This is a genomic window from Bradyrhizobium sp. Rc2d, from assembly GCF_900099855.1.
Classification (GTDB): Bacteria; Pseudomonadota; Alphaproteobacteria; order Rhizobiales; family Xanthobacteraceae; genus Bradyrhizobium.
This window is the reverse complement of sequence record NZ_FNCU01000027.1, coordinates 82864-105874: the sequence shown is the minus strand read 5'-3', so window position 1 is coordinate 105874 and position 23011 is coordinate 82864. Positions and strand designations below refer to the sequence as shown.

Genomic DNA, 23011 nt, shown 5'->3' with positions numbered 1-23011 from the left:
GCCATGGTGGCCTTCGCCGCCAAGACCGCCCGGATCATCTGGGCCATGCTGGTCAAAGGAGAAACCTACCGAGACCGCGCGAGCGCGCCGGCTGCGGCCTAGTTGAGGGGCAACAGCCGCCGCGCTCGCGCTCCATGCCTATCGGAAGGGCACTAAAGGTGTGATGGCAAATGGTCTGGAAACCGGGATCGAAACACTCCGCATCGTCATCGCGCGTCACAGCGCGCCGCAATGATTGGAATTCGATCAGCGATCTTCATCAGGGCCCGCGGTCAATGGCCGCTTCTCGAGGCCGTATACATGACCGCTCCCCGATTCATTTGCTGAAGCACCAAAAAACCCCTTGCCGAGAGGGGGCCGTCCATACATGACGATGGTGGAGGCAGCGGTGGGCGATCTCACCGGTGTCGCCGGTGTGTGCCGTAGAGGCGCGCCTAATGCGACCGCGCTAGGCAGAACGCCACGACCTGCTCCAGCGCGCTCTTCATCGGCGAGGACGGGAACAGTGCCAGTGCGTCGACCGCCATGGCGCCGTAGTGCTGGGCGCGGCTCAGCGTGTCCTCGAGGGTGCGGTGCTTGTTCATCAGGCCGATGGCGTGGTCGAGATCGGAATCGCCGATCTCACCGCGCTCCAGTGCCCGGATCCAGAAGGCGCGCTCGGTGTCGTTGCCGCGGCGGAAGGCGAGCACGACCGGCAGGGTGATCTTACCCTCGCGGAAATCGTCGCCGGTGTTCTTGCCGAGCTTGGCGCTCTTGCCACCATAGTCGAGCACGTCATCGACGAGCTGGAAGGCGATGCCGAGATTCATGCCGACCGAGCGGCAGGCGGTCTGCTCCGCCTTCGGGCGGTTGGCGATGACGGGGCCGACCTCGCAGGCGGCCGCGAACAGCTCGGCGGTCTTGCCGCGGATCACGGCGAGATATTCATCCTCAGTGGTCGCGGTGTTCTTGGCGGCCGCGAGCTGCATCACCTCGCCCTCGGCGATGGTGGCGGCGGCCGCGGAGAGGATGTCGAGCGCGCGCAGCGAGCCGACCTCCACCATCATGCGAAAAGCCTGGCCGAGCAGGAAGTCGCCGACCAGCACGCTCGCCTCGTTGCCCCAGAGCATGCGCGCCGACAGCTTGCCGCGGCGCATCTCGCTCTCGTCGACGACGTCGTCGTGGAGCAGGGTCGCGGTGTGCATGAACTCCACGGAGGCGGCGAGCTTGATGTGGCCGTCGCCGGTGTAGCCGGCGAGGTTGGCCATGGCGAGCGTCAGCATCGGCCGCAGGCGTTTTCCCCCCGAGGAGATCAAATGATTGGCGACCTCCGGGATCATGGTCACATCCGAACCGGTCCGTGACAGGATCGTGGCGTTGACGCGCTCCATGTCACCGGCGACAAGGGCAACCAGCTCTTCGATCGACGCGCCGGGAGTTTCGAAAGGTACGATGACGGCCACGCCGGTCTCCAATATTTGCCCCGGAAGGGCTATTCTGATGGAAAGACAATAGAAACTGGCGGCGGATGCGGCAAGTGCTGCGGAACCATTGACATTCGTTGCTTACCCCCTTTTCCAGGCAGGAGACCTGCGTTTTGCGTGAACTGGTTCGGACCAACGACATGGTGCTGGTGTCGGCGATTGGCGCGCTGCTCGACGGTGCCAACATCCATCATCTGGTGCTGGACCAGAACATGAGCATCATCGAGGGCTCGCTCGGCATTTTGCCGCGGCGGATCCTGGTCCATGAGGACGACGCCCTCGAGGCCCGCCAGCTCCTCACCGAGGCCGGCCTCAGCCACGAACTGCGCGGCGATGATTGAGGCCTCAGCAGACATCACCGAGGACGCCTTTCTCGGCGGGCAGTTGCGCCTGAAGCAGAAGCGGTCCGGCCATCGCGCCGGGCACGACGCCATCTTGCTCGCCGCGGCGACCGAGGCCAGGGCAGGCGATCGCGTGGTCGATCTCGGCGCCGGCATCGGCGCGGCGGGCCTCGCGCTCGCCCGGCGCGTGGCGGGGATCAACCTCAGCTTGGTCGAGATCGATCCGAAGCTGGCGGAGCTTGCGCGGGCCAACGCCGCGGCGAATGGAATTGCCGCCGAGGCGATCGTGCTCGACGTCACGGCCGATGCCCAGGCGTTTGCGGCACATGGGCTCGTGCCCGACAGCGTCGACGTGGTGCTGATGAACCCGCCTTTCAACGATCCGGCTCGGCATCGCGGGTCGCCGGACCAGGCGCGCCACACCGCCCATGTCGCGAGCGACGAGACGCTGAATGCATGGGTGCATGCGGCGCGGCGCATCCTGCGATCGAATGGCGAGCTGACATTGATCTGGCGTGCAGATGGGATCGCGAACGTCCTGGCAGCGCTGTCACGCGGCTTCGGCAGCCTGTCGATTCTTCCGGTTCATGGGGAAGCCGGACGGCCCGCGATCCGGGTGCTGGTGCGCGCGGTCAAAGGCGGCCGTGCGCCGGCGCGACTGCTGCCGGGTCTCATGCTCAACGACGAGTCAGGCGTGCCTAAAAAAGGGGTGAAGGAGATTCTGGAGGGGAGGGCGGTGTTGCCGCTGGCGGAGCCGTGACGGCCTACTGCGGAAGCGATTCCGACTGCTGTTCCTGCGGCGTCGTCAGACGGATCGCCATGAATAGCGCACCGATCAGCAGCATCAGCAAATAGATTTTCATGGTGTTCTCCGCTGCCTCATTGCAGCCTCCCAACGGAAAATCTGCAAAACACGTTCCAGGCACTTCCAATGACAGTCGCGTGATAAGAAATGGTTAAGCAGAGGTAACGGCATGGCCGAACAGTTGAACGATCGTGAGAGTTCCGGCCTGGCCGACAAGCTCATGCAATATCTGCCGGCGCGTTTCCGGCCCGGCGCGGCAATCGTGCCGGTGGTCCGGCTATCCGGCGTGATCGGCGCAGTGACGCCGCTGCGTCCGGGCATGACGCTCGCGACCGTGGCGCGGGTGCTGGAGCGGGCGTTTTCGTATCGGAACGCCAAGGCGGTGGCGCTGGTGATCAATTCCCCCGGCGGCTCGCCGGTGCAGTCGCGCCAGATCTACCTGCGCATCAAGCAGCTCGCGGCGGAGAAGAAGCTGCCCGTGCTGGTCTTCGTCGAGGACGTCGCGGCCTCGGGCGGCTACATGATCGCCTGTGCCGGCGATGAGATCATCTGCGATCCCTCTTCGATCCTCGGCTCGATCGGCGTGGTCGGTGGCAGTTTTGGTTTCCAGGAGGCGATCAGGCGGCTCGGCGTCGAGCGGCGCCTCTATACCGCCGGCGCCCACAAGGCGATGCTCGACCCGTTCCTCCCGGAAAACCCGGATGACGTCGCCAAGCTGAAGGCGATCCAGCGCGAGATCCATCAGATCTTCATTGCCCTGGTGAAGGAGAGCCGTGGCGCGCGGCTGAATGGCGCGGACGACACCCTGTTCACGGGAGAATACTGGGCCGGCGAGAGCGCGATCGCGCTGGGGCTCGCCGACAGCATCGGCGATCTCCGCTCAACTCTTCGTGCCCGCTACGGCGAGAAGGTTCTCACCCCTGTGATCGCGCAGCCGACCGGGCTCCTCTCCGGCCTTCTGGGCCGGAAAGCGCCCGGCGCGGGGCAGCTTTCGGCCCTGGAATCAATGGCCGGCCTGCCGGACGAGCTGATCTCGGCAGTCGAGACGCGGGCGATTTGGGCGAAATTCGGGTTCTAGGGCTCGCGCTCCCGCGCCATTTGGCCCCTCGACGCTCCGATTGCGGTGCAGGTCCATCTGCGCAACAATGCGCGTGGGGGCTGAGCACTAGACAAGGATCGACCGATGCCGCCGTTCGTCGCTTTCGCGGGCGTCCTGGGCGGGCTTGCCGTGGTCCGCTGGGCCTACAAGACCGCTGTCCGGATCAACCAGGAGCTGGAAGAGATGCGCCTGTCGCGCGTCACCGAGGCCGCCCCTATGGGGGACATCCAGACGCTGAAACGTGACCCCGTGACCGGAGCTTACCGGCCGGGGTAGCTCTTCCCGCGCGCAAGGTGCGCCCCCTCTTCCGCTTGCGGGGGAGGGTGGGGAGGGGGCTCTCCACAAACGAGAACCCCCAAGAGGAGAAAGCCCTCACCCGGCGCTTCGCGCCGACCTCTCCCGCAGGCGGGAGAGGTAAGAAAGCCCCCTTCGCCTTGATTCCCATCCCCGCCGTCGATACGGTCCCGCGCGATTCAAACCCCCGCGAGAGCCTGATCTGACGATGGACGCCTCATTGCCCGCCCATATGCGCCCGGAACGCTCGTTCCAGGGCTTCATCCTCGCGCTCCAGCGGTTCTGGGCCGAGCAGGGCTGCGTGATCCTGCAGCCCTACGACATGGAGATGGGCGCGGGTACTTTCCATCCGGCGACCACCCTGCGCGCGCTCGGGCCCAAGCCATGGAACGCGGCCTATGTGCAGCCCTCGCGCCGGCCCAAGGACGGCCGCTACGGCGAGAACCCGAACCGGATGCAGCACTACTACCAGTTCCAGGTGATCATGAAGCCGTCGCCGCCGAACCTTCAGGAGCTGTACCTGAAGTCGCTCGCCGCGATCGGCATCGATTCCGCCGTGCACGACATCCGCTTCGTCGAGGACGATTGGGAGAGCCCGACGCTGGGCGCCTGGGGCCTCGGGTGGGAATGCTGGTGCGACGGGATGGAAGTCAGCCAGTTCACCTATTTCCAGCAGGTCGCGGGCTTCGAATGCGCGCCGGTGGCGGGCGAGCTCACCTACGGGCTCGAGCGCCTCGCGATGTACGTGCAGGGCGTCGATCGCGTCTATGACCTCAACTTCAACGGCCGCGACGGCGACGCCAAGGTCACTTATGGTGATGTGTTCCTGCAAGCCGAGCAGGAATATTCGCGGCACAACTTTGAATACGCCGACACCTCGATGCTGTTCGAGCAGTTCAAGATGGCGGAAGCGGCCTGCAGGAAATATCTCGACGCAGGCTGGCGCGAAGGCAGCAACAGCAAGCAGCATCTGATGGCGCTGCCGGCTTATGACCAGTGCATCAAGGCGAGCCATGTCTTCAACCTGCTCGATGCGCGCGGCGTGATCTCGGTGACCGAGCGGCAGAGCTACATTTTGCGGGTGCGCGAGCTGGCCAAGGCCTGTGGCGAAGCCTGGATCCACACTGAAGCGGGCGGAGCGGCCTGATGCCCGATCTTTTGCTTGAACTGTTCTCGGAAGAAATCCCCGCGCGCATGCAGGCCAAGGCGGCCGACGATCTGCGCCGCATGGTCACCGACAAGCTGGTCGCCGAAGGTCTCGTCTACGAGGGCGCCAAGGCGTTCGCGACGCCGCGCCGCCTCGCGCTGACCGTGCACGGCATCCCTGCGCGTCAGCCTGACCTCAAGACCGAACGCCGCGGACCGAAGATCGGCGCGCCCGATGCGGCCGTGCAGGGTTTTCTGAAGGCGACGGGTTTGACTTCGCTGGAGGAAGCCAAGATCCAGCGCGACCCCAAAGGCGACTTCTACATCGCGCTGATCGAGAAGCCGGGCCGCGACGCGATCGACGTGCTCGCCGAGATTCTGCCGGTGATCATCCGCACCTTCCCCTGGCCGAAATCGATGCGCTGGGGCGCGCGCTCGGGCAAATCAGGTTCGCTTAACTGGGTGCGTCCCCTGCACGCGATCACCGCGACCTTCGGCCTCGAGACCGAAGAGCCCGATGTCGTAAAATTCTCGGTCGATGGCATCGAGGCCGGCCAGACCACCTACGGCCATCGCTTCCTCGCGCCATCAGCTATTTCTGTCCGCCGTTTCGAGGACTACGAAGCCAAGCTCCTGAATGCGAAGGTCGTGCTCGACCCTGACAGGCGCAAGGACGCGATCCTGATCGACGCCAAGCAGCTTGCCTTCGCGCAAGGCTTCGAGCTGGTCGAGGACCAGAACCTGCTCGATGAGGTCGCAGGCCTCGTCGAATGGCCGGTCGTGCTGATGGGCTCGTTCGAGCCGGAATTCTTGACGACGCCCGCGGAAGTCATCCGCGCCACCATCCGCAACAACCAGAAGTGCTTCGTGGTGCGCGACCCCAAGACGGGCAAGCTCGCCAACAAGTTCATCCTGATCGCCAACATCGAGGCCACCGATGGCGGCAAGACCATCATCGGCGGCAACGAGCGCGTGATCCGCGCGCGGCTCAGCGATGCAAAATTCTTCTACGAGACCGATCTGAAGACCAAGCTCGAGGACCGGCTGCCGAAGTTCGAGCAGATCGTGTTCCATGAGAAGCTCGGCACGCAGGCCGCGCGCATCAAGCGCATCGAGCGCCTTGCCGCGGAGATCGCGCCGCTGGTCGACGCCGATGGTGGCAAGGCCACGCGCGCTGCGCATCTGGCAAAGGCCGACTTGCTCACCGAAGTCGTCGGCGAATTCCCCGAGGTGCAGGGCCTGATGGGCAAGTACTATGCGTTGGCGCAGGGCGAGGACGCTTCCATCGCTGCCGCCTGCGAGGAGCACTACAAGCCGCAAGGACCTGCCGATCGCGTGCCGACAGATCCGGTCAGCGTCGCTGTGGCGCTCGCCGACAAGATCGATACGCTGGTTGGCTTCTGGGCCATCGATGAGAAGCCGACGGGCAGCAAGGATCCGTATGCGCTGCGGAGAGCTGCTTTCGGGGTGATCAGGTTGATTGCCGAGAACGCGCTGCGTTTGTCGCTCATGAAGGTGGCGGCGTCCGCACTCGCCGGTTTGTCGGTCAAGCCGGCCGATGCGCAAAAGCTTCCGAGCGATCTCCTCGCCTTCTTTGCCGATCGCCTCAAGGTCCAGCTCCGCGAGCAGGGCGCGCGTCACGATCTCGTCGACGCCGTGTTCGCACTCGGCGGTCAGGATGATCTCCTGATGATCGTGCGCCGCGTCGAGGCGCTCGGCAAGTTTCTCGACAGTGACGACGGCAAGAACCTGCTCGCCGGCACCAAGCGCGCCAGCAACATCCTCTCGATCGAGGAGAAGAAGGACAAGCGCACGTTCGACGGCGCGCCGGATGCGGCGCTTTACAGCCTCAACGAGGAAAAGGCGCTGGCGAAGGCGATCGGCGAGGTCAAGGCGGAGGCGAACTCTGCCGTCGCCAAGGAAGACTTTGCCGCCGCGATGAGCGCGATGGCGAAACTGCGTTCGCCGGTCGACGCGTTCTTCGACAAGGTTCGCGTCAATGACGACGATGCGAAGGTGCGCGAGAACCGCCTGAAGCTGCTGAACGAGATCCGCAGCGCCACGCGTGCGGTGGCGGATTTCTCGAAGATCCAGGATTGATCGCGCAGGAGCCTGTCATTCCGGGGCGCGCGGAGCGCGAGCCCCGGAATCCATTCATCCTCATGCGCTGCGGCCCGATGGATTCCGGGTCCACGCCTTCGGCGTGTCCCGGAATGACAGCTATTGCTGTGGCACAAAAAAGCCCCACCCGGCGGGGGGAGGACCGGGCGGGGCCTGATGTCCGATTAACACTGCTCGCGCCAGCCTGATGTGGCGCGCCGGACATCTAGTCGATCTCAGGTCGTCGATCTCAGTTCAGCACCTCGACGATGCGGCGCGAGCGCGGCTCGACCAGCACGGTCTCGCCGTTCACGACGGTGTAGCGATAGGTGGTGGCGCCGAAACGTTGCGGCACGTCATAATAGGTGATGCCGCTCTCGGGTAAGATGGCGCCGACCACCACGCGATCCGGGATACGGAACGGCGGCACACGTTGTTCGACGACATAGTCGCGGAAGGCCAGCCGCTGGTCGGCCGCAATGGTCGGGCTGCTGTCGACCACGGCGGGCGCGCGTCCCACCGTGACATCGCTTTGCGCCTGTGCCGCGAGGGGCGAGCCGATCGCAACGCACAGCGCCGCGAGGGCAAGAATCCTGTTTCGCATGGGCAACTCCTTCGAAGTGATGTTCGGCAAGCGCCAGTGGCGCAGTCGGTTGCCAATGCATGCGACTTCGCAATGTTCCGGGAAAGGGCCTGCCGTATCCGCGGCAATTTCGGGCAGTTTTCGCGAAGCCGGGAACTCGCATCGGTCTTACGCGTCTCTACTCGCGGAACCGGGACCGCTATGATCCGCCCGCGATTCGTCCACCTCCACAGAAAGATAATTCATGCACATCACCGTCGCCCACATTTCGCCGATCCTGTCGTTGATTGCGGGCGTGCTCATCCTGATCATGCCGCGACTCCTCAATCTGATCGTCGCGATCTTCCTCATCGTGAATGGCGCGATCGGGCTTGGGCTCCTGAAGTGGCTCCACCTCTAGGCGTTCACTTTTCGGAACTGTCCGTCTTGCGCGGGCCCGCCCAAAATGGTGTAAGGCCTGCGATTTCCCATTCCTCTCGCAGGTTGTGTGCAAGCTATGGCCAAAGCCGCTTCGAAGCCGAAGAAGATGCCAGCGAAAATCCCAGCGAAATCAAAGTCCTCCGCCGCGGCGAAGGCCGCGCCGCCGGCCCGCAAGGCGCTGGCCAAGAGAGCGCCGAAGCCGGTCGCCAAGCCCGCTGCCAAGTCCGCCGCCAAGCCGGCGGCAAAGGCTGTGACCAAGGCGGCTCTGCCGAAGGTCGCTGCGAAGCCGGCACCGAAGAAGGCTACGCCCGCGAAAGCGGCGCCAGCAGCGGCCAAGGCCGGCAAATGGGTGTTCACATTCGGTGACGGCAAGGCCGAGGGCCGCTCGGAAATGCGTGACCTGCTCGGCGGCAAGGGCGCCAACCTCGCCGAGATGGCCAATCTGGGCCTGCCGGTCCCTCCGGGCTTCACCATCCCGACCTCGGTCTGCACCTATTTCTACGCACACGACAAAACCTATCCGAAGGAACTGCAGTCTCAGGTTGAGAAGGCGCTGGATCATGTCGGCAAGTTGACCGGCAAGGTGTTCGGCGACACCAAGAACCCGCTGCTCGTCTCCGTGCGCTCCGGCGCGCGCGCCTCGATGCCGGGCATGATGGACACCGTGCTCAATCTCGGCCTCAACGACCAGACCGTGGAAGCGCTGGCCGAGCTGTCGGGTGACCGCCGCTTTGCCTATGACAGCTATCGCCGCTTCATCACCATGTATTCGGACGTGGTGCTCGGCTTCGAGCATCATCATTTCGAGGAAATCCTCGACACCTTCAAGGACGGCCAGGGCTACACGCTCGACACCGATCTGTCCGCCGACGATTGGGTCGAGCTGGTCGGCAAGTACAAGGACGCGGTCGCGCGCGAGACCGGCAAGGACTTCCCGCAGGATCCGCACGACCAGCTCTGGGGCGCGATCGGTGCTGTGTTTTCCTCCTGGATGAACACGCGCGCGGTGACCTACCGCAAGCTGCACGACATTCCGGAATCCTGGGGCACCGCGGTCAACGTGCAGGCCATGGTGTTCGGCAACATGGGTGAGACCTCCGCAACGGGCGTTGCCTTCACACGCAACCCTTCGACCGGCGAGAGCAAGCTCTACGGCGAGTTCCTGATCAACGCGCAAGGCGAGGACGTGGTGGCGGGCATCCGCACGCCGCACGACATCACCGAGGAGGCGCGCAAGGAATCGGGCTCCGACAAGGCGTCGATGGAATCGGCGATGCCGGAGGCCTTCAAGGAGCTGACGCGGATCTACACGCTGCTCGAGAAGCACTACCGCGACATGCAGGACATGGAGTTCACGGTAGAGCAGGGCAAGCTCTGGATGCTCCAGACCCGCGGCGGCAAGCGAACTGCGAAAGCAGCGCTGCGCATCGCGGTCGAGCTCGCCAATGAAGGTCTGATCTCGAAGAAGGAAGCGGTGACGCGCATCGATCCGGCTTCGCTCGACCAGCTCTTGCATCCGACCATCGATCCCAACGCCAAGCGCGACGTGATCGCAACCGGCCTGCCGGCCTCGCCCGGCGCTGCCTCCGGCGAGATCGTGTTCTCCTCGGATGAAGCGGCCAAGCTCCAGGCCGACGGACGCAAGGTGATCCTGGTCCGCATTGAGACCAGCCCGGAAGACATTCACGGCATGCATGCCGCCGAAGGCATCTTGACCACGCGCGGCGGCATGACCTCGCACGCGGCGGTGGTCGCGCGCGGCATGGGCAAGCCCTGCGTCTCCGGCTGCGGCACCATCCGCGTCGATTACGGCCGCGGCACCATGAGCATCGGTTCGCGCACCTTCAAGACCGGCGACGTCATCACCATCGACGGATCGCTCGGCCAGGTGCTCGCGGGGCGCATGCCGATGATCGAGCCGGAGCTGTCCGGCGAGTTCGGCACGCTGATGAATTGGGCCGACCAGGTCCGCAAGATCGGCGTGCGGGTCAACGCCGACACGCCGGAGGACGCGCACACCGCGATCAAGTTCGGCGCGGAAGGCATCGGCCTGTGCCGCACCGAGCACATGTTCTTCGAGGAGACGCGCATACGCACGGTGCGCGAGATGATCCTCTCCGAGGACGAGCAGTCGCGCCGTGCCGCGCTCGCAAAGCTGCTGCCGATGCAGCGCGCCGACTTCGTCGAGCTGTTCGAGATCATGAAGGGCCTGCCCGTCACGATCCGCCTGCTCGATCCGCCGCTGCACGAGTTCCTGCCGCACACCCATGCCGAGGTCGAGGAAGTGGCGCGCGCCATGAACACCGACCCCAGGCGCCTCGCCGACCGCGCCCGCGAGCTCTCGGAGTTCAATCCGATGCTCGGCTTCCGCGGCTGCCGTATCGCGATCGCCTATCCTGAAATCGCCGAGATGCAGGCGCGTGCGATCTTCGAGGCGGCGGTCGAGGCGCAGAAGCGCACCGGCAAGGCCGTCGGTCTCGAGGTGATGGTGCCGCTGATCGCGACCAAGGCCGAGCTCGACCTCGTCAAGGCGCGGATCGATGCCACCGCACAGGCGGTGATGCGCGAGACCAATACGAAGCTCGCCTATCAGGTCGGCACCATGATCGAGCTGCCGCGCGCCTGCCTGCTCGCGGCCGAGATCGCGCAGTCCGCCGAGTTCTTCTCGTTCGGCACCAACGATCTCACGCAGACCACCTACGGCATCAGCCGCGACGACGCGGCGAGCTTCCTCGGTCCGTACGTCGCGAAGGGTATCCTCTCGGTCGATCCCTTCATCGCGCTCGACCAGGAAGGCGTCGGTGAGCTCGTCAAGATCGGCGTCGCGCGCGGCCGCAAGACGCGGGCCTCTCTCAAGGTCGGCATCTGCGGCGAGCACGGCGGCGATCCCGCTTCCGTCGCCTTCTGCCACACGATCGGCCTCGACTACGTCTCCTGCTCGCCCTACCGCGTACCGATCGCCCGCCTCGCCGCCGCGCAAGCCGCGCTCGGCAAGGAGATCGCGAGCCAGGCGTAAGGCGATTTGAAATGTTGAATGCGAAGAGGCGGGGCCCAACCCCGCCTCTTTCATTTTGCGCCGTGCTGTATCCAGACCGTCATTGCGAGCGCAGCGAAGCAATCCAGAATCTTTCCGCGGAGCGATTCTGGATTGCTTCGCTGCGCTCGCAATGACGAGATTGTGGGACGCGCTCGCCACTTGCTCACTGTCATCGCCCGGCTTGACCGGGCGATCCAGTACGCCGAGACGGCAGTGTCTGAATCGAGAAGCCGCGGCGTACTGGATGCCCCGCTTTCGCGGGGCATGACACCGGTTATGAGGAAACGCTTTGCGCAAACGCCAACAACGGAACTCATCACACGTCCCGTAATGATACGTGCGTGCAAGAGTTCCTTCACCATTTGCGTTGACCCATTGTTTACCGCTTCACCTCGCTCGGCATTTACCAACACGCGCGATCAACCCGTGAGAACACCTGTGTTCGCTTGAGTGTGCCGTGCGCGCAACGTCGATTAACGCCCCGGCAACCTAAATTAGATACTTACGATAAAGATCGAATTGCACGGACGTACTGCGGTCCGATTTTTCTGGCGTAAGCGTAGCGTGAGCGTATCGATGTCAGTGTTGCGTAACCATCCGAAGGGCGCGCGGTTCGCGTCCTTCGGCATCGGTCTCTGCATCTTCGCATTGATGCCGCGAGAGACCGGCTATCAGGACATTGCCTCGCTGCTGGCGCGCCAACCCGGCGTCGCCGAGCGGTGGCAGAAGCAGGTGTATTCCGCGGCGTCCTCGATCCAGCTCGCCACCTACAGTTTTTCCCTGCCGATCGGCACCTCGGTTCCGCAGAGCGCGATGGTTCGCCTCGCCAGCATCGATGGCCGCGACGTCACCGGCGCGATCAGCCGCAATCCGGCGCTGCAGGCGCCGCCGCGCTACCAGGCCGCCGATTTTCCCAAGGTCGATCGATCCATGAAGGGTGATCGTCTCGCGATCGTTGCGCCGACGACGTCTCCCGATGCGGCTACGCCGCCGGCAGCGCCCGCGAAGGAAGATCCTGCGACGTCGAACAGCTCCGTGTTCGGCGCCAAGACCGCCACGCTACCGCAGCCGATGTCGCCGGAGTCCGCGGCCGCGCTCGATCCCGAGCTCCAGGAAGCGCTGCGTGCGCCGCCGCTGCCGCAATATACCAATGCGCCGCAGGCGAGCGATAGCGCGCGCGCGTTCGCGGTGCAGCCGCCGGAAGCGCTGAAGCAGGCCACCGCGCCGGCGCGCGATCCCTTCACCGTCAAGACGTCGAACCTGTTCTTCGGCAGCTCCTCGCTCGGCGGCAATCTCGAAAGCATCGAGAGCTGGCAGCCCGGGGCCGAGCCGCTGATCGTGATGCCTGATCCCGACATGAAGGTGACGGCCTCGCTGTCGCCGCCGACAGCGGAGATTGCCAAGGACATCGAAAGCGGTGAGAGCGTCGCGCCGAAGGGCGAGGTCAACGCCGACAATCAGCGCGCCAGATCGCCGGCGGAGCGGCTCGCGCTCGACGAAAAGTCGCGCGCCAAGTCCGAGAAGTGTCTCGCCGAAGCGGTCTATTTCGAATCGCGCGGCGAGGCCGTGCGCGGCCAGATCGCGGTGGCGCAGGTGGTGATGAACCGCGTCTTCTCCGGCAAATATCCCGACACCGTATGCGGCGTCGTCTACCAGAACAAGTACCGGCATTTCGCCTGCCAGTTCACCTTTGCCTGCGACAACAATCCGGACGTGATCCGCGAGCCCGAGATGTGGGAGCGCGCGAAGAAGATTTCGAAGGCGATGCTGGATGGCCAGATCTGGCTGCCCGAGGTTGGCAAGTCGACGCACTACCACGCCTATTGGGTGCGCCCCTCCTGGGTCGCCGAGATGAAGAAGATGTACAAGACCGGCGTACACACCTTCTATCGGCCGCGCAACTGGGGCGACGGCAGCGAGGAGCCGAGCTGGGGCACGCCCGCGCAGACCGCGGCGCTTTCCGCCGAGCTCGCCCAGGAAGCCAAGAGTTCCGCGGAGATGGGCGAGCGGAGGTAGTTTTCTTGCCTCGCCCCGCAAACGGGGAGAGGCAAGGACGATCACGCCTCGATGTCCAGTGCGCAGTCGAAATTCGGCGCCGAATGCGTCAGCGCACCGGCAGAAGCGTAGTCGACGCCGGTGGCCGCGATCGCCGCGATCGAGTCCAGCGTGACGCCGCCGGACGCCTCCAGCTTGAGGCGGCCCTCGGTGAGCCTCACCGCCTCGCGCAACGTCGCGGTATCCATGTTGTCGAGCAGCACCGCGTCGGCCATTCCAGTGGCCAGTACCTCGCGCAGTTGCGCAAGCGTGTCCACTTCGATCTCGATCTTGACGAGATGGCCGGCATGAGCGCGGGCGCGCTCCAGCACGGGCCGGATGCCGCCGGCGACCGCGATGTGGTTGTCCTTGATCAGGATCGCGTCGTCGAGGCCGAAGCGGTGATTGAACCCGCCGCCGCAGCGCACGGCATATTTCTCCAGCACTCGCAATCCCGGCGTGGTCTTCCGCGTGCAGCAGATGCGCATTTTCGTGCCTTCGGTGCGCGCGACATAGTCGGCCGTGAGTGTCGCAACGCCCGACAGGCGGCCGACGAAGTTCAGCGCGGTCCGCTCCGACGTGAGAATGGCGCGCGCGGGCCCTGAGATCGTCAACACCTGCTGTCCGCGGGCAACCCGCGCGGCGTCGCGGACATGCGCGCGGACCTCGATGTCGGGTGAGAGCTTTTGCAGCGTCGCCAGCGCCAGCGGCAATCCGGCGATCACGCCGGATTGCCGCGCGACCAGGATCGCCTGCGCCGTCGTGGCTTCCGGAATCGTTGCCAGCGAGGTGACGTCGCCGGCGCGCCCGAGGTCCTCGTCGAGCGCGCGCTGCACGGCCTCGTCGATGGCGAGCGGCGAGAGAAAGGCGTCGGGATAGAGCAGTGAGGTTGCGGTGATCATGAGAACTCCGTCAGGCCATGATGGGTTGCGCGCTGTGCGGCATTGAGCGATCGGCGAGGCTGTCGGCCACCTCGCGCACTGCGGCGAGCGTGGTCATCATTCGTCGCGCCAGGGCGGGGACATCCGCCGGATGGTCAGAGCGGAAATGCGCGCCGCGGCTCTCCTGCCGGCTCCAGGCCGCGGCCGCGACGAGCAGCGCAGACGTCGCCATGTTGCGTAGCGCGATGCTCGTAGCCTCGCGTTCGAGCGCAGCGAAGCTGTGGACGGCCTCGGTAAGTCCGTCACCGTGGCGGATCACGCCGACGCGTGCGGTCATCATCGCCCGCAGCCGCTTCACGGCCGCAGCATCCTGCGCGCTGCCGCGCGGCGTCACCAATGCGTCAGGCAAATGGGCAGGCGAGGGCACCGTGCGACCGGCGATGTCCTCAGCGATGCGCGCGGCGTAGACCACGGCCTCCAGCAGCGAATTCGACGCCAGCCGGTTGGCACCATGCGCGCCGGTGGAGGACACTTCGCCGCCGGCCCAGAGCCCGTCGATCGAGCTGCGCCCGCGTGCGTCCACCGCGATACCGCCCATGTGATAGTGCGCGGCCGGCGCGATCGGGATGGCTTCTGTCGCGGGATCGATTCCGGCGGCGATGCAGCTTGCATGCACGGTCGGAAACTTTTCGGCGAAGCGTGCCCCCAGCGCCCGCCGTGCATCGAGGAAAGCGCCGCGCCCGGCCGCGATCTCGGCGAACACGCCGCGGGCGACGATGTCGCGCGGCGCGAGCTCGGCGAGCGGATGGCGCGCCGTCATGAAGCGCTCGCCATGGCGATTGATCAGCGCCGCCCCTTCGCCGCGCAGCGCCTCGGTCGCAAGCGGCGCCGGATCACGCCCGACCATGATGGCAGTCGGATGGAACTGCACGAATTCGGGATCGGCGATCACGGCGCCGGCGCGTGCGGCGATCGCAAGGCCCGAGCCGCTGGCCTCGAGCGGATTGGTGGTGGCGGCATAGAGATGCCCGAGGCCGCCGGTCGCGAGCACAATCGCGCGCGAGGCGAGGATGATCGGCCGTGCAGCGGGATTGCCGGCCTCGCGTAATTGGAGGCCCGTGACGGCGCCGTCCTCGCTCAGCAGCGTTTCGGCGACGAGACCTTCGATGATGCGGATCGACGGCGTGCGGCGCACGGCCTCGCTCAAGGCCGCGATGATCGCCGCGCCCGCGCCGTCGCCGCGCACATGCACGATGCGCCGGGCCGAGTGTGCGGCTTCGCGTCCCACGGCGAGCTTTCCTTCGAGGTCGCGATCGAATGGGACGCCATAGGCGAGAAGGTCATGGACTCGCGGCGCCGCCTCCCGCGCGATGCCAAGTGCGACGGCTTCATCGACGAGACCGCCCCCGACGGCAATCGTATCCGCGGCATGCGCTTCCGGCGTATCGCCTTCGGCCACCGCCGCCGCGATGCCGCCTTGCGCCCATGCGGAGGATGCGCCCTGTCCGAGCGGCGCCGCCGAGATCAACGTCACCGGCCGCGGCGCGAGCTTCAGCGCGCAAAAGAGTCCGGCAAGGCCGCCGCCAACAATGACGACGTCGTCGGTAGCGCGGGTGAGATTGTGGATCGTGTTCGTCATAGTTCTCTCCAAGCTTTCCGCCGTCGTCCCGGCGAAAGCCGGGACCCATACGCCGCGGCGGTTGTTGTTTTGCGAAGCTCTGTAATGACGTTCTTCGCAACCACATCGTTCGGTGGTTATGGGTCCCGGCCTTCGCCGGGACGACACCGAGTGTGTTGCTAATTCTTCAGATTGATCATCCGCTCGACCGAGCGCCGTGCGCGCATCGCGAGCGCGGGATCGATCGTCACTTCCTCGCGGAGCGTCCGCAGGCTTTCCAGGATGTTGGCAAGCGTGATGCGCTTCATGTGCGGGCAGAGATTGCAGGGGCGCAGCATCTCGACGTCGGGCAGCTCCGCCCGCACGTTGTCGGCCATCGAGCATTCGGTGATCATCACCAGCCGCCGCGGCCGCTTGTTGCGGACCCAGTTGATCATGTGCGCGGTCGAGCCGGTGAAATCGGCCTCCGCCAGCACGTCCGGTGGGCATTCGGGATGCGCGATGATCTGCACAGTGGGATCGCCATCGCGAAGGTTGCGCAGCTCGTCGCCGGTGAAGCGCTCGTGCACTTCGCAGGCGCCCTTCCAGGCGATGATCTTCACGTCGGTCTTGGAGGCCACGTAGGTGGCGAGATAGCGGTCCGGCAAGAAGATCACGCTAGGCGCATTCAGGCTCTCGACCACCTGCACCGCGTTGGACGAGGTGCAGCAGATATCGACCTCGGCCTTCACCTCGGCCGAGGTGTTGACGTAGGCGACGACCGGCACGCCGGGGAATTTTTCGCGGAGCAGGCGAACGTCTGCGCCGGTAATGCTGGCGGCGAGCGAGCAGCCGGCCCGTGAATCCGGGATCAGCACCGTCTTGTCCGGGTTGAGCAGCTTCGATGTCTCCGCCATGAAGTGCACGCCGCATTGGACGATGATGCCGGCCTTCACCTTGGTCGCCTCGACCGCGAGCTGGAGCGAGTCGCCGCCGATGTCGGCGACGCAGTGGAAGATCTCCGGCGCCTGGTAGTTATGCGCGAGGATCACGGCGTTCCGGGCGCGCTTCAGCTCGTTGATCGCCTTGATGGTCGGCGCCAGCAGCGGCCACTCGATCGGCGGGATCACGTGCTTCACGCGTTCGTAAAGGGATGCAGTGGCGCGCTCGACCTCGGGCGTCCATTCCAGCGAGGGCATTGGCAGCGCGGCTCCCGCTCGGGAGGGCGCGGCGCGAGGGGAGCTGATGTCTTGGACATTGACTTGACCATTGATTCGGCCGTGCGGCCGGCTGGCGAAGTCGTCGGGACCGTAAATTCCAGTGATCGGCATCGAAGCCTCCCTTGCGTGCCAATTATGCTCAATATGAGTATATTTTGAGCCCGAGTAATCCGGCCGAAAGGCCGGAGCTGGATGTCATCGAAGCTCTAATATGCTCAATATGAGTAAATCAAAGATAACACGCCCCGCCGAAGATCGCTAGGCCGCTTCGCACACATTCCCGTCAAGTCGCCCCGACGCGAGTCAGAGAGGCCGCGTGAAACGCAATGCTCCCGCGACAGCTCCTCGTGGAATGCAACCGTTTTTGACTTGGGATTTTCATGCAGATGCATTAAACGGCCTGACCGTGGCTTCCTATTTGCGAATCCGCCAACGACAGACGAGGAACACCATGTCGACACAGATAGGCGAACTCGGTCCGGTCTCACGTTCCTCGACCTGGCGCACCCCGGCCGTCATTATTCTCTGCGGCTGTGCGATCGGCATGCTCGGCTTCGGCCCGCGATCGGCGCTCGGCTTTTTCGTGCAGCCGATGAGCCATGAGTTCGCCTGGGGCCGCGACGTGTTCGGCCTTGCGATCGCCGTGCAGAACCTGCTGTGGGGCTTGGGCCAGCCCCTCGCCGGCGCGGTCGCCGATCGCTTCGGCCTGTTCCGGGTGATGTGTGTCGGCGCTCTGCTCTATGCCGGCGGCCTGCTCTTGATGCGCTACTCCTCGACGCCGCTGTCGCTCGACCTCGGCGCCGGCGTCATGATCGGCTTCGGCCTCGCCGGTTGCTCGTTCAATCTGGTGCTGTCGGCGTTCAGCAAGCTCCTGCCGGCCGAGAAGCGCGGCCTTGCGCTCGGTGCCGGCACCGCGGCGGGATCGTTCGGGCAGTTCCTGTTCGCGCCGATCGGCGTCGCGCTGATCGATAATTTCGGCTGGCAGCAGGCGCTCTCCGTGTTCGGCTTCCTGATGCTGCTGATCATCCCGCTATCGCTGGCGCTCTCGACGCCGCCGGTCGCAAGCGCGGCGACCGCGGCGCCTGCGGATGAGCAGACCTTCACCGGGGCGCTGGCGGAAGCCTTCGGTCACCGGTCCTACGTGCTCTTGGTTCTCGGCTTCTTCACCTGCGGCTTCCAGCTCGCCTTCATCACGGTGCATCTGCCGGCCTTCCTGGTCGATCGCGGCATCTCGGCGCAAACTGGCGGCTGGGTGATCGCGGCGATCGGCCTGTTCAACATCATGGGCTCGTTGAGTGTCGGCTACCTCCAGAACACTCTGCCCAAGCGCTACATCCTCTCGACGATCTATTTCACCCGCGCGCTCGCGACGCTCGCCTTTATCTCGTTCCCGATCACGCCGTTCTCGGCGATCGCATTCGGTGCGATCTCCGGCCTGACCTGGTTGTCGACGGTGCCGCCGACCTCGGCGCTGGTGGCGCTGATGTTCGGCACGCGTTGGCTCGCAACGCTCTATGGCTTTGCCTTCGTCAGCCATCAGGTCGGCGGCTTCCTCGGCGTCTGGCTCGGCGGCATCGTGTTCGAGCGCTTCGGTTCCTACACGCCGATCTGGTGGCTCTCGATCCTGTTCGGCGTGCTCTCTGCATTGATCAATCTTCCGATCGTGGAGAAACCGGTCGCACGGGCGGTTGCGCAGCCGGCCTGATCGGCTAAACATTCCCGACAAACAAGTCAGGGAGTTCAGTCGTGGCCACGTTCAAGGCAATCCGGATCGACAAGGCGGACAAGGGCACCACCGCGCAGCTGACGCAGTTCGACGAAGCCGAGCTGATGGACGGCGACGTCACCGTGCGTGTGGAATGGTCGACGCTGAACTACAAGGACGGCCTCGCACTTACCGGCAAGGCGCCGGTGGTGCGCCGCTTCCCGATGATCGCCGGCATCGATTTCGCCGGCACGGTCGAAGCGTCCTCGCATCCGCAGTGGAAGGCGGGTGACAAGGTGGTCTGCACCGGCTGGGGCATGGGCGAAACCCATCTCGGCGCCTATGCCGAGAAGGCGCGGGTGAAGGGCGACTGGCTGGTCGCGCTGCCGCAGGGCCTGTCGGCGCGCGACGCCATGGCGATCGGCACCGCCGGCTTCACCGCGATGCTGTCCGTGCTGGCGCTGGAGAAGCACGGCATCTCGCCGAAGAGTGGCCCGGTGGTGGTGACGGGCGCCGCCGGCGGCGTCGGCTCGGTTGCGACCGCGGTGCTGTCGAAGCTCGGCTACCACGTCATCGCTTCGACCGGTCGCGCCTCGGAGGCAGACTATCTGAAGCACCTGGGCGCAGCCGAAGTGATCGACCGCAACGAATTGTCGGCACCGGCGAAGCCTCTGGCCAAGGAGCGCTGGGCGGGTGGCGTCGATAGCGTCGGCTCGACCACGCTCGCCAACCTCTTGTCGATGACAAAATACGGTGGAGCGATCGCGGCGTGCGGCCTGGCGGCCGGCATGGACCTGCCATCTTCCGTCGCGCCGTTCATTTTGCGCGGAGTGTGCCTTCTCGGCATCGATTCGGTGATGTGCCCGATCGAGCCGCGGAAAGCCGCCTGGCAGCGCCTAGCGTCCGATCTCGACCGGACGAAACTAGCTGAAATCACTCATGAAATTCCGCTTGCCGAGGTGTCCGACTGGGGCGCGAAAATTCTGGCCGGCGCGGTCCGCGGTCGCATCGTGGTAAAAATAGTCTGACGGCGTTCAGACTTTACCAACCAAGCTGCTCCAATCTTGCCATGGTTAGTATGGTAAGCAGCGGGTAAAGAGAGATAAGGCATCGCCCGCCGCGGGGTTGGTTCGGAGTTGAGCATGCTTGCGCGTATTGTGTTGGGGGCTGTCACGGCGGCAGCGACGTTTGCGCCGGCCATGGCCGGAAGCATGAATGCAGACGAGGCGCGCCGCTTCGTCGCCGGCAAGGTGTTTGCTTTCACCTGTTTCGACGGCACCCGCGGTGCGGGGCGCATCCTCGACGACCTCGGCGCCGCCGGCGCGGTGCAGTTCTCCGGCGCAGGCCCGGTGAAACATCTCCGCCTGCCCGGCAACACGCTCCAGATTCGCGGCCAGAACGTCTGCGCCTCGATCAAGGGCATTCCGTTCGAGCCCTGTTTCAACCTGGAAAAGACCGACGAACGCAGCTTCCGCGGCTCGGTGTCGGGCATGGGCTTCGCCTATTGCGACTTCCACCATCAGGGCGGCAATCAGATGCTGATGGCACGCGCCGTCGCGCGTCCGCGCTCGCTGCGCTCATCGGAGCGCACAGGTTCGATCGGCGCGCCCAACACAGAGGTCGCCGCGCGGGTCGAGACGCCGCGTGTCGAGAGCGGGCGCCTTGAGCCGGTAAAGTCGGAAGCCAAATCGGAACCGGCGAAGACCGAAGCCCCGCTGGAGCTGCGCCGCTCGACTCAGTGAGCTGGCTGCGCGGGGCAGGCCGCGCACTTTGTCGTTGAAGATCCCTATCGAACACGAAGCCGCCGCGCCGTAGTCATACGGACGGCGGCTTTCATGCGTTGGTAGCTGTTCGCGTCCCAGTTTGCGTACGGCCGGGGGACGCGGCCCTATGCAAGGGTTCAACGATGTCGCTGTACTTCTTCCGCATCAGCACCGGCCGCTATTCCGGCGCGGCCGACCAGCCTTACGAGTTCGAGGATCGCGCAGCGGCTTGGACCGAGATGACCGAGGTTTGCGCCAATCTGCTCGGCGGCATCGCCCGCGGCCTGAAGCCGAATGCCGAGTGGCGGATGGAGCTGCTCGACGAGAACAAGCAGCCGATTTTTCGCGTCAGCCTGGTTGGAGAGGCCGTCGGATGCAAAACGTCCTAGGTCCGACTTCAAGCTGCAATTTACAACTATGACGAGATTATCCTCCTTCAATTTCAATTATTTAGCGCGCAAAATCAGTATTTCTGCGAGGGCGCCCGTTAACCAAAAGAGGAACTCTGACCGATAGGTTCTCACGGTAAGGGCGATCAACGTCCAAGCGGACAGCAATGACTTGGCAGCTCGTTGCTTGGGAAACGTACCATGTTGAGCCTTTTTCAGGAGATGCGGATCGGGACCAAGCTGGCGATCGCTTCAGCTCTCGGCGTGCTCCTGGTTGGAGCCATGATTGCGAGCCAGATGCCCGGCAATGCGAGCATCCGCGAGACCAGCCGAAGCGCACTTGCACAGCAGGAGATCGCGCGCGACGCAGTCAGGGCCGAAGTTGCAGTTCGCGGCATGCAACTCGCAGTGCGCGACCTTCGTCTCGCCAATAGTGCGGCCGATCTTCACAAGGCCAGCCAGAGTCTCGGCGATCACCAGAATTCGATGAGCATGCTGGTCGAGGCGATGCTGAGGCTTTCTCACGCGGCTGAGAATCGTGTCCGCATGGAGAAACTGAGATCGCTCGCGGCGGACTATGGCAAAGCTGCACAGCAGATTGCCGGCGTGCGCGGCGAAGCCGTCGCCCTTGCCGCGTCTGGCCCAGACGGCGCGACGCGCGCCGCGAAGCTCAATGACGAAGGCATTCGCATCGCGCGGGAGGTTACGCTGCCGATCGCAGCCCAACTCGACGCGCTGATCAGCCAGATCGCCGACTATGCGAGACATAAATCCGACGAGGACAATGCCGCGGCTGCCGCTCAGATGAGATCGAGCGAGCAGATCGGAACGGCGGTCGGCGCCTTCGCGGCGCTCGTTCTGATCGGCTCCTGGCTCCTCTCCTTCCTCAGCATCGCGCGGCCGATCCGCGCGCTCACCGTGGCCATGGACAAGCTCGCCGGCGGCGATTTTTCAGTGGTGCTACCCGGGCTTGGTCGCAAGGACGAGGTGGGCGGCGTTGCCGCTGCCGTCGAGAAGTTCAAGATCGTGTCCGAGCAGAAGGCGCAAGAGGAGGCCGAAGCCAAGATCAGGCAGGACCAGATCGCGGCCGCGCGACGCAAGGCCGAGATGCACAAGCTCGCCGACAGTTTCGAATCCGCCATCGGCGAGATCGTCGAGACCGTCTCTTCGGCCTCGACCGAGCTCGAGGCCTCGGCTTCGACGCTCACCTCGACCGCCGAGCGCGCGCAGGAGTTGACCACGGTGGTTGCTGCCGCCTCCGAAGAGGCCTCGACCAACGTGCAGTCGGTGGCATCCGCGACCGAGGAAACTGTCCTCATCGATCAACGAGATCAGTCGTCAGGTTCAGCAGTCCGCGCGCGTGGCCAACGAAGCGGTCGGCCAGGCTCGTGTCACGACCGAGCGGGTCAGCGAGTTGTCCAAGGCGGCGACGCGCATCGGCGACGTGATCGAGTTGATCAATTCGATCGCCGGCCAGACAAATCTGCTCGCACTCAATGCCACGATCGAGGCCGGCCGCGCCGGCGAAGCGGGCAAGGGGTTTGCGGTGGTTGCCTCCGAGGTCAAGGCCCTGGCCGAGCAGACGGCGAAGGCAACCGGCGAGATCGGGCAGCAGATTTCCAGCATCCAGACCGCGACCGAGCATTCGGTCGGCGCGATCAGGGACATCAGCGACACCATCGAGAAGCTGTCGGAGATCTCTTCGACGATTGCGGCGGCCGTGGAAGAGCAGGGCGCCGCGACGCAGGAAATCTCCCGCAACGTGCAGCAGGCGGCAGAAGGCACTCATCAGGTGTCGTCCAACATCACCGACGTGCAGCGCGGTGCGAGCGAGACCGGCTCGGCATCCTCGCAAGTCCTGTCTGCCGCGCAAATGCTGTCCGGTGACAGCAGCCGCCTCAAGCTCGAGGTCGGCAAGTTTCTCGGCTCTGTGCGCGCCGGCTGACGGTGGCGTCTTGAGCAGACCCCGATCTGCAACCGCCGCGCGCGAAACTGCGATGGTTGCGCGCGTTCGTATTTCGACGCCGCGCCGATGCGCGCAGGGTTAACCTTCCGGAAAAGCGATGCAGGCATGATCTCCGCAATATTCCGGGCGCTGAGTCGCCCTTCATGTATTGCGTCTCAGTCGTTGGAG

The 23011-nt window shown here is 65.0% G+C and carries 18 protein-coding genes and 1 pseudogene; 14 read left to right on the top strand and 5 right to left on the bottom strand.

The features are described from left to right. Nucleotides 1-434: 434 nt before the first annotated feature. Complete coding sequence (locus BLV07_RS28600) at nt 435-1442, bottom strand: polyprenyl synthetase family protein (protein ID WP_091892643.1); 1008 nt, start codon at nt 1440-1442, stop codon at nt 435-437. Between the two features lie 134 nt (nt 1443-1576). On the opposite strand from BLV07_RS28600, the gene BLV07_RS28595 reads away from it, so the two are divergent. From BLV07_RS28595 to glyS, 6 genes are all read left to right on the top strand, one after another. Further along, nucleotides 1577-1804, top strand: a complete 228-nt coding sequence (locus tag BLV07_RS28595; RefSeq protein ID WP_080135683.1) for a putative signal transducing protein — start codon at nt 1577-1579, stop codon at nt 1802-1804. Further along, nucleotides 1797-2564, top strand: coding sequence for a tRNA1(Val) (adenine(37)-N6)-methyltransferase (locus tag BLV07_RS28590; RefSeq protein ID WP_091892625.1), 768 nt, complete (start codon nt 1797-1799; stop codon nt 2562-2564). The genes BLV07_RS28595 and BLV07_RS28590 overlap by 8 nt, the downstream gene beginning before the upstream one ends. A 214-nt stretch (nt 2565-2778) precedes the next feature. Beyond that, nucleotides 2779-3687 (top strand): S49 family peptidase, encoded by a 909-nt coding sequence (locus BLV07_RS28585; protein WP_091892623.1) that lies wholly within the window; start codon nt 2779-2781, stop codon nt 3685-3687. 105 nt (nt 3688-3792) lie between these two features. After that, on the top strand, nt 3793-3984 hold the full coding sequence (locus tag BLV07_RS28580) for a hypothetical protein (protein ID WP_091892621.1): 192 nt from the start codon (nt 3793-3795) through the stop codon (nt 3982-3984). A 226-nt stretch (nt 3985-4210) separates the two neighbouring features. After that, complete coding sequence (locus BLV07_RS28575) at nt 4211-5149, top strand: glycine--tRNA ligase subunit alpha (protein WP_091892619.1); 939 nt, start codon at nt 4211-4213, stop codon at nt 5147-5149. After that, entirely contained in the window at nt 5149-7248 is a 2100-nt protein-coding gene (gene glyS / locus BLV07_RS28570) for a glycine--tRNA ligase subunit beta (RefSeq protein WP_091892617.1), read from the top strand. The genes BLV07_RS28575 and glyS overlap by 1 nt, the downstream gene beginning before the upstream one ends. A gap of 250 nt (nt 7249-7498) precedes the next feature. Here the strand turns inward: glyS and BLV07_RS28565 are convergent, their stop codons facing one another. Further along, nucleotides 7499-7852, bottom strand: a complete 354-nt coding sequence (locus BLV07_RS28565; protein WP_091892615.1) for a DUF1236 domain-containing protein — start codon at nt 7850-7852, stop codon at nt 7499-7501. 223 nt (nt 7853-8075) lie between these two features. On the opposite strand from BLV07_RS28565, the gene BLV07_RS28560 reads away from it, so the two are divergent. The 3 genes from BLV07_RS28560 (at nt 8076) to BLV07_RS28550 (ending at nt 13304) form a co-directional block, all read left to right on the top strand. Further along, on the top strand, nt 8076-8231 hold the full coding sequence (locus BLV07_RS28560; RefSeq protein ID WP_018648785.1) for a DUF3096 domain-containing protein: 156 nt from the start codon (nt 8076-8078) through the stop codon (nt 8229-8231). Nucleotides 8232-8327: 96 nt separating this feature from the next. Next, a complete protein-coding gene (ppdK, locus tag BLV07_RS28555) occupies nt 8328-11267 on the top strand; it encodes a pyruvate, phosphate dikinase (protein WP_176945816.1) in 2940 nt (979 codons plus the stop codon). A gap of 597 nt (nt 11268-11864) precedes the next feature. Further along, nucleotides 11865-13304 (top strand): cell wall hydrolase, encoded by a 1440-nt coding sequence (locus BLV07_RS28550; RefSeq protein WP_176945815.1) that lies wholly within the window; start codon nt 11865-11867, stop codon nt 13302-13304. Nucleotides 13305-13345: 41 nt separating this feature from the next. On the opposite strand, the gene nadC is transcribed toward BLV07_RS28550, so the two are convergent. From nadC to nadA, 3 genes are all read right to left on the bottom strand, one after another. After that, nucleotides 13346-14224, bottom strand: coding sequence for a carboxylating nicotinate-nucleotide diphosphorylase (nadC, locus tag BLV07_RS28545; RefSeq protein ID WP_091892608.1), 879 nt, complete (start codon nt 14222-14224; stop codon nt 13346-13348). Between the two features lie 10 nt (nt 14225-14234). Next, on the bottom strand, nt 14235-15842 hold the full coding sequence (locus tag BLV07_RS28540; protein WP_091892606.1) for an L-aspartate oxidase: 1608 nt from the start codon (nt 15840-15842) through the stop codon (nt 14235-14237). Nucleotides 15843-16000: 158 nt separating this feature from the next. Then, nucleotides 16001-17131 (bottom strand): quinolinate synthase NadA, encoded by a 1131-nt coding sequence (gene nadA / locus BLV07_RS28535; RefSeq protein WP_091892604.1) that lies wholly within the window; start codon nt 17129-17131, stop codon nt 16001-16003. Between the two features lie 340 nt (nt 17132-17471). Here nadA and BLV07_RS28530 point away from each other — a divergent pair, with 340 nt between their 5' ends. The 5 genes and pseudogenes from BLV07_RS28530 (at nt 17472) to BLV07_RS49020 (ending at nt 22822) form a co-directional block, all read left to right on the top strand. Continuing rightward, the gene (locus BLV07_RS28530; protein WP_091892602.1) at nt 17472-18725 is read left to right on the top strand and encodes an MFS transporter; all 1254 of its coding nucleotides are present in this window, start codon (nt 17472-17474) and stop codon (nt 18723-18725) included. A 41-nt stretch (nt 18726-18766) separates the two neighbouring features. Beyond that, nucleotides 18767-19753 carry an acrylyl-CoA reductase (NADPH) gene (acuI, locus tag BLV07_RS28525; RefSeq protein WP_091892600.1) on the top strand — a complete coding sequence of 329 codons (987 nt, stop codon included), beginning with the start codon at nt 18767-18769 and terminating at the stop codon, nt 19751-19753. Between the two features lie 114 nt (nt 19754-19867). Beyond that, on the top strand, nt 19868-20467 hold the full coding sequence (locus BLV07_RS28520; RefSeq protein ID WP_091892598.1) for a hypothetical protein: 600 nt from the start codon (nt 19868-19870) through the stop codon (nt 20465-20467). Nucleotides 20468-20631: 164 nt separating this feature from the next. Continuing rightward, the gene (locus BLV07_RS28515; protein WP_091892596.1) at nt 20632-20877 is read left to right on the top strand and encodes a DUF6894 family protein; all 246 of its coding nucleotides are present in this window, start codon (nt 20632-20634) and stop codon (nt 20875-20877) included. Between the two features lie 201 nt (nt 20878-21078). Next, nucleotides 21079-22822: pseudogene (locus BLV07_RS49020) on the top strand (methyl-accepting chemotaxis protein). Nucleotides 22823-23011: the final 189 nt, after the last annotated feature.

Coding starts and splice junctions, on each gene's coding strand:
- nadA (WP_091892604.1), bottom strand. CDS start 17,131: ATGCCGATCACTGGAATTTACGGTCCCGACGACTTCGCCAGCCGGCCG.
- BLV07_RS28530 (WP_091892602.1), top strand. CDS start 17,472: ATGTCGACACAGATAGGCGAACTCGGTCCGGTCTCACGTTCCTCGACC.
- BLV07_RS28540 (WP_091892606.1), bottom strand. CDS start 15,842: ATGACGAACACGATCCACAATCTCACCCGCGCTACCGACGACGTCGTC.
- BLV07_RS28550 (WP_176945815.1), top strand. CDS start 11,865: ATGTCAGTGTTGCGTAACCATCCGAAGGGCGCGCGGTTCGCGTCCTTC.
- BLV07_RS28580 (WP_091892621.1), top strand. CDS start 3,793: ATGCCGCCGTTCGTCGCTTTCGCGGGCGTCCTGGGCGGGCTTGCCGTG.
- BLV07_RS28515 (WP_091892596.1), top strand. CDS start 20,632: ATGTCGCTGTACTTCTTCCGCATCAGCACCGGCCGCTATTCCGGCGCG.
- BLV07_RS28575 (WP_091892619.1), top strand. CDS start 4,211: ATGGACGCCTCATTGCCCGCCCATATGCGCCCGGAACGCTCGTTCCAG.
- BLV07_RS28585 (WP_091892623.1), top strand. CDS start 2,779: ATGGCCGAACAGTTGAACGATCGTGAGAGTTCCGGCCTGGCCGACAAG.
- ppdK (WP_176945816.1), top strand. CDS start 8,328: ATGGCCAAAGCCGCTTCGAAGCCGAAGAAGATGCCAGCGAAAATCCCA.
- BLV07_RS28520 (WP_091892598.1), top strand. CDS start 19,868: ATGCTTGCGCGTATTGTGTTGGGGGCTGTCACGGCGGCAGCGACGTTT.
- BLV07_RS28560 (WP_018648785.1), top strand. CDS start 8,076: ATGCACATCACCGTCGCCCACATTTCGCCGATCCTGTCGTTGATTGCG.
- nadC (WP_091892608.1), bottom strand. CDS start 14,224: ATGATCACCGCAACCTCACTGCTCTATCCCGACGCCTTTCTCTCGCCG.
- BLV07_RS28565 (WP_091892615.1), bottom strand. CDS start 7,852: ATGCGAAACAGGATTCTTGCCCTCGCGGCGCTGTGCGTTGCGATCGGC.
- glyS (WP_091892617.1), top strand. CDS start 5,149: ATGCCCGATCTTTTGCTTGAACTGTTCTCGGAAGAAATCCCCGCGCGC.
- BLV07_RS28590 (WP_091892625.1), top strand. CDS start 1,797: ATGATTGAGGCCTCAGCAGACATCACCGAGGACGCCTTTCTCGGCGGG.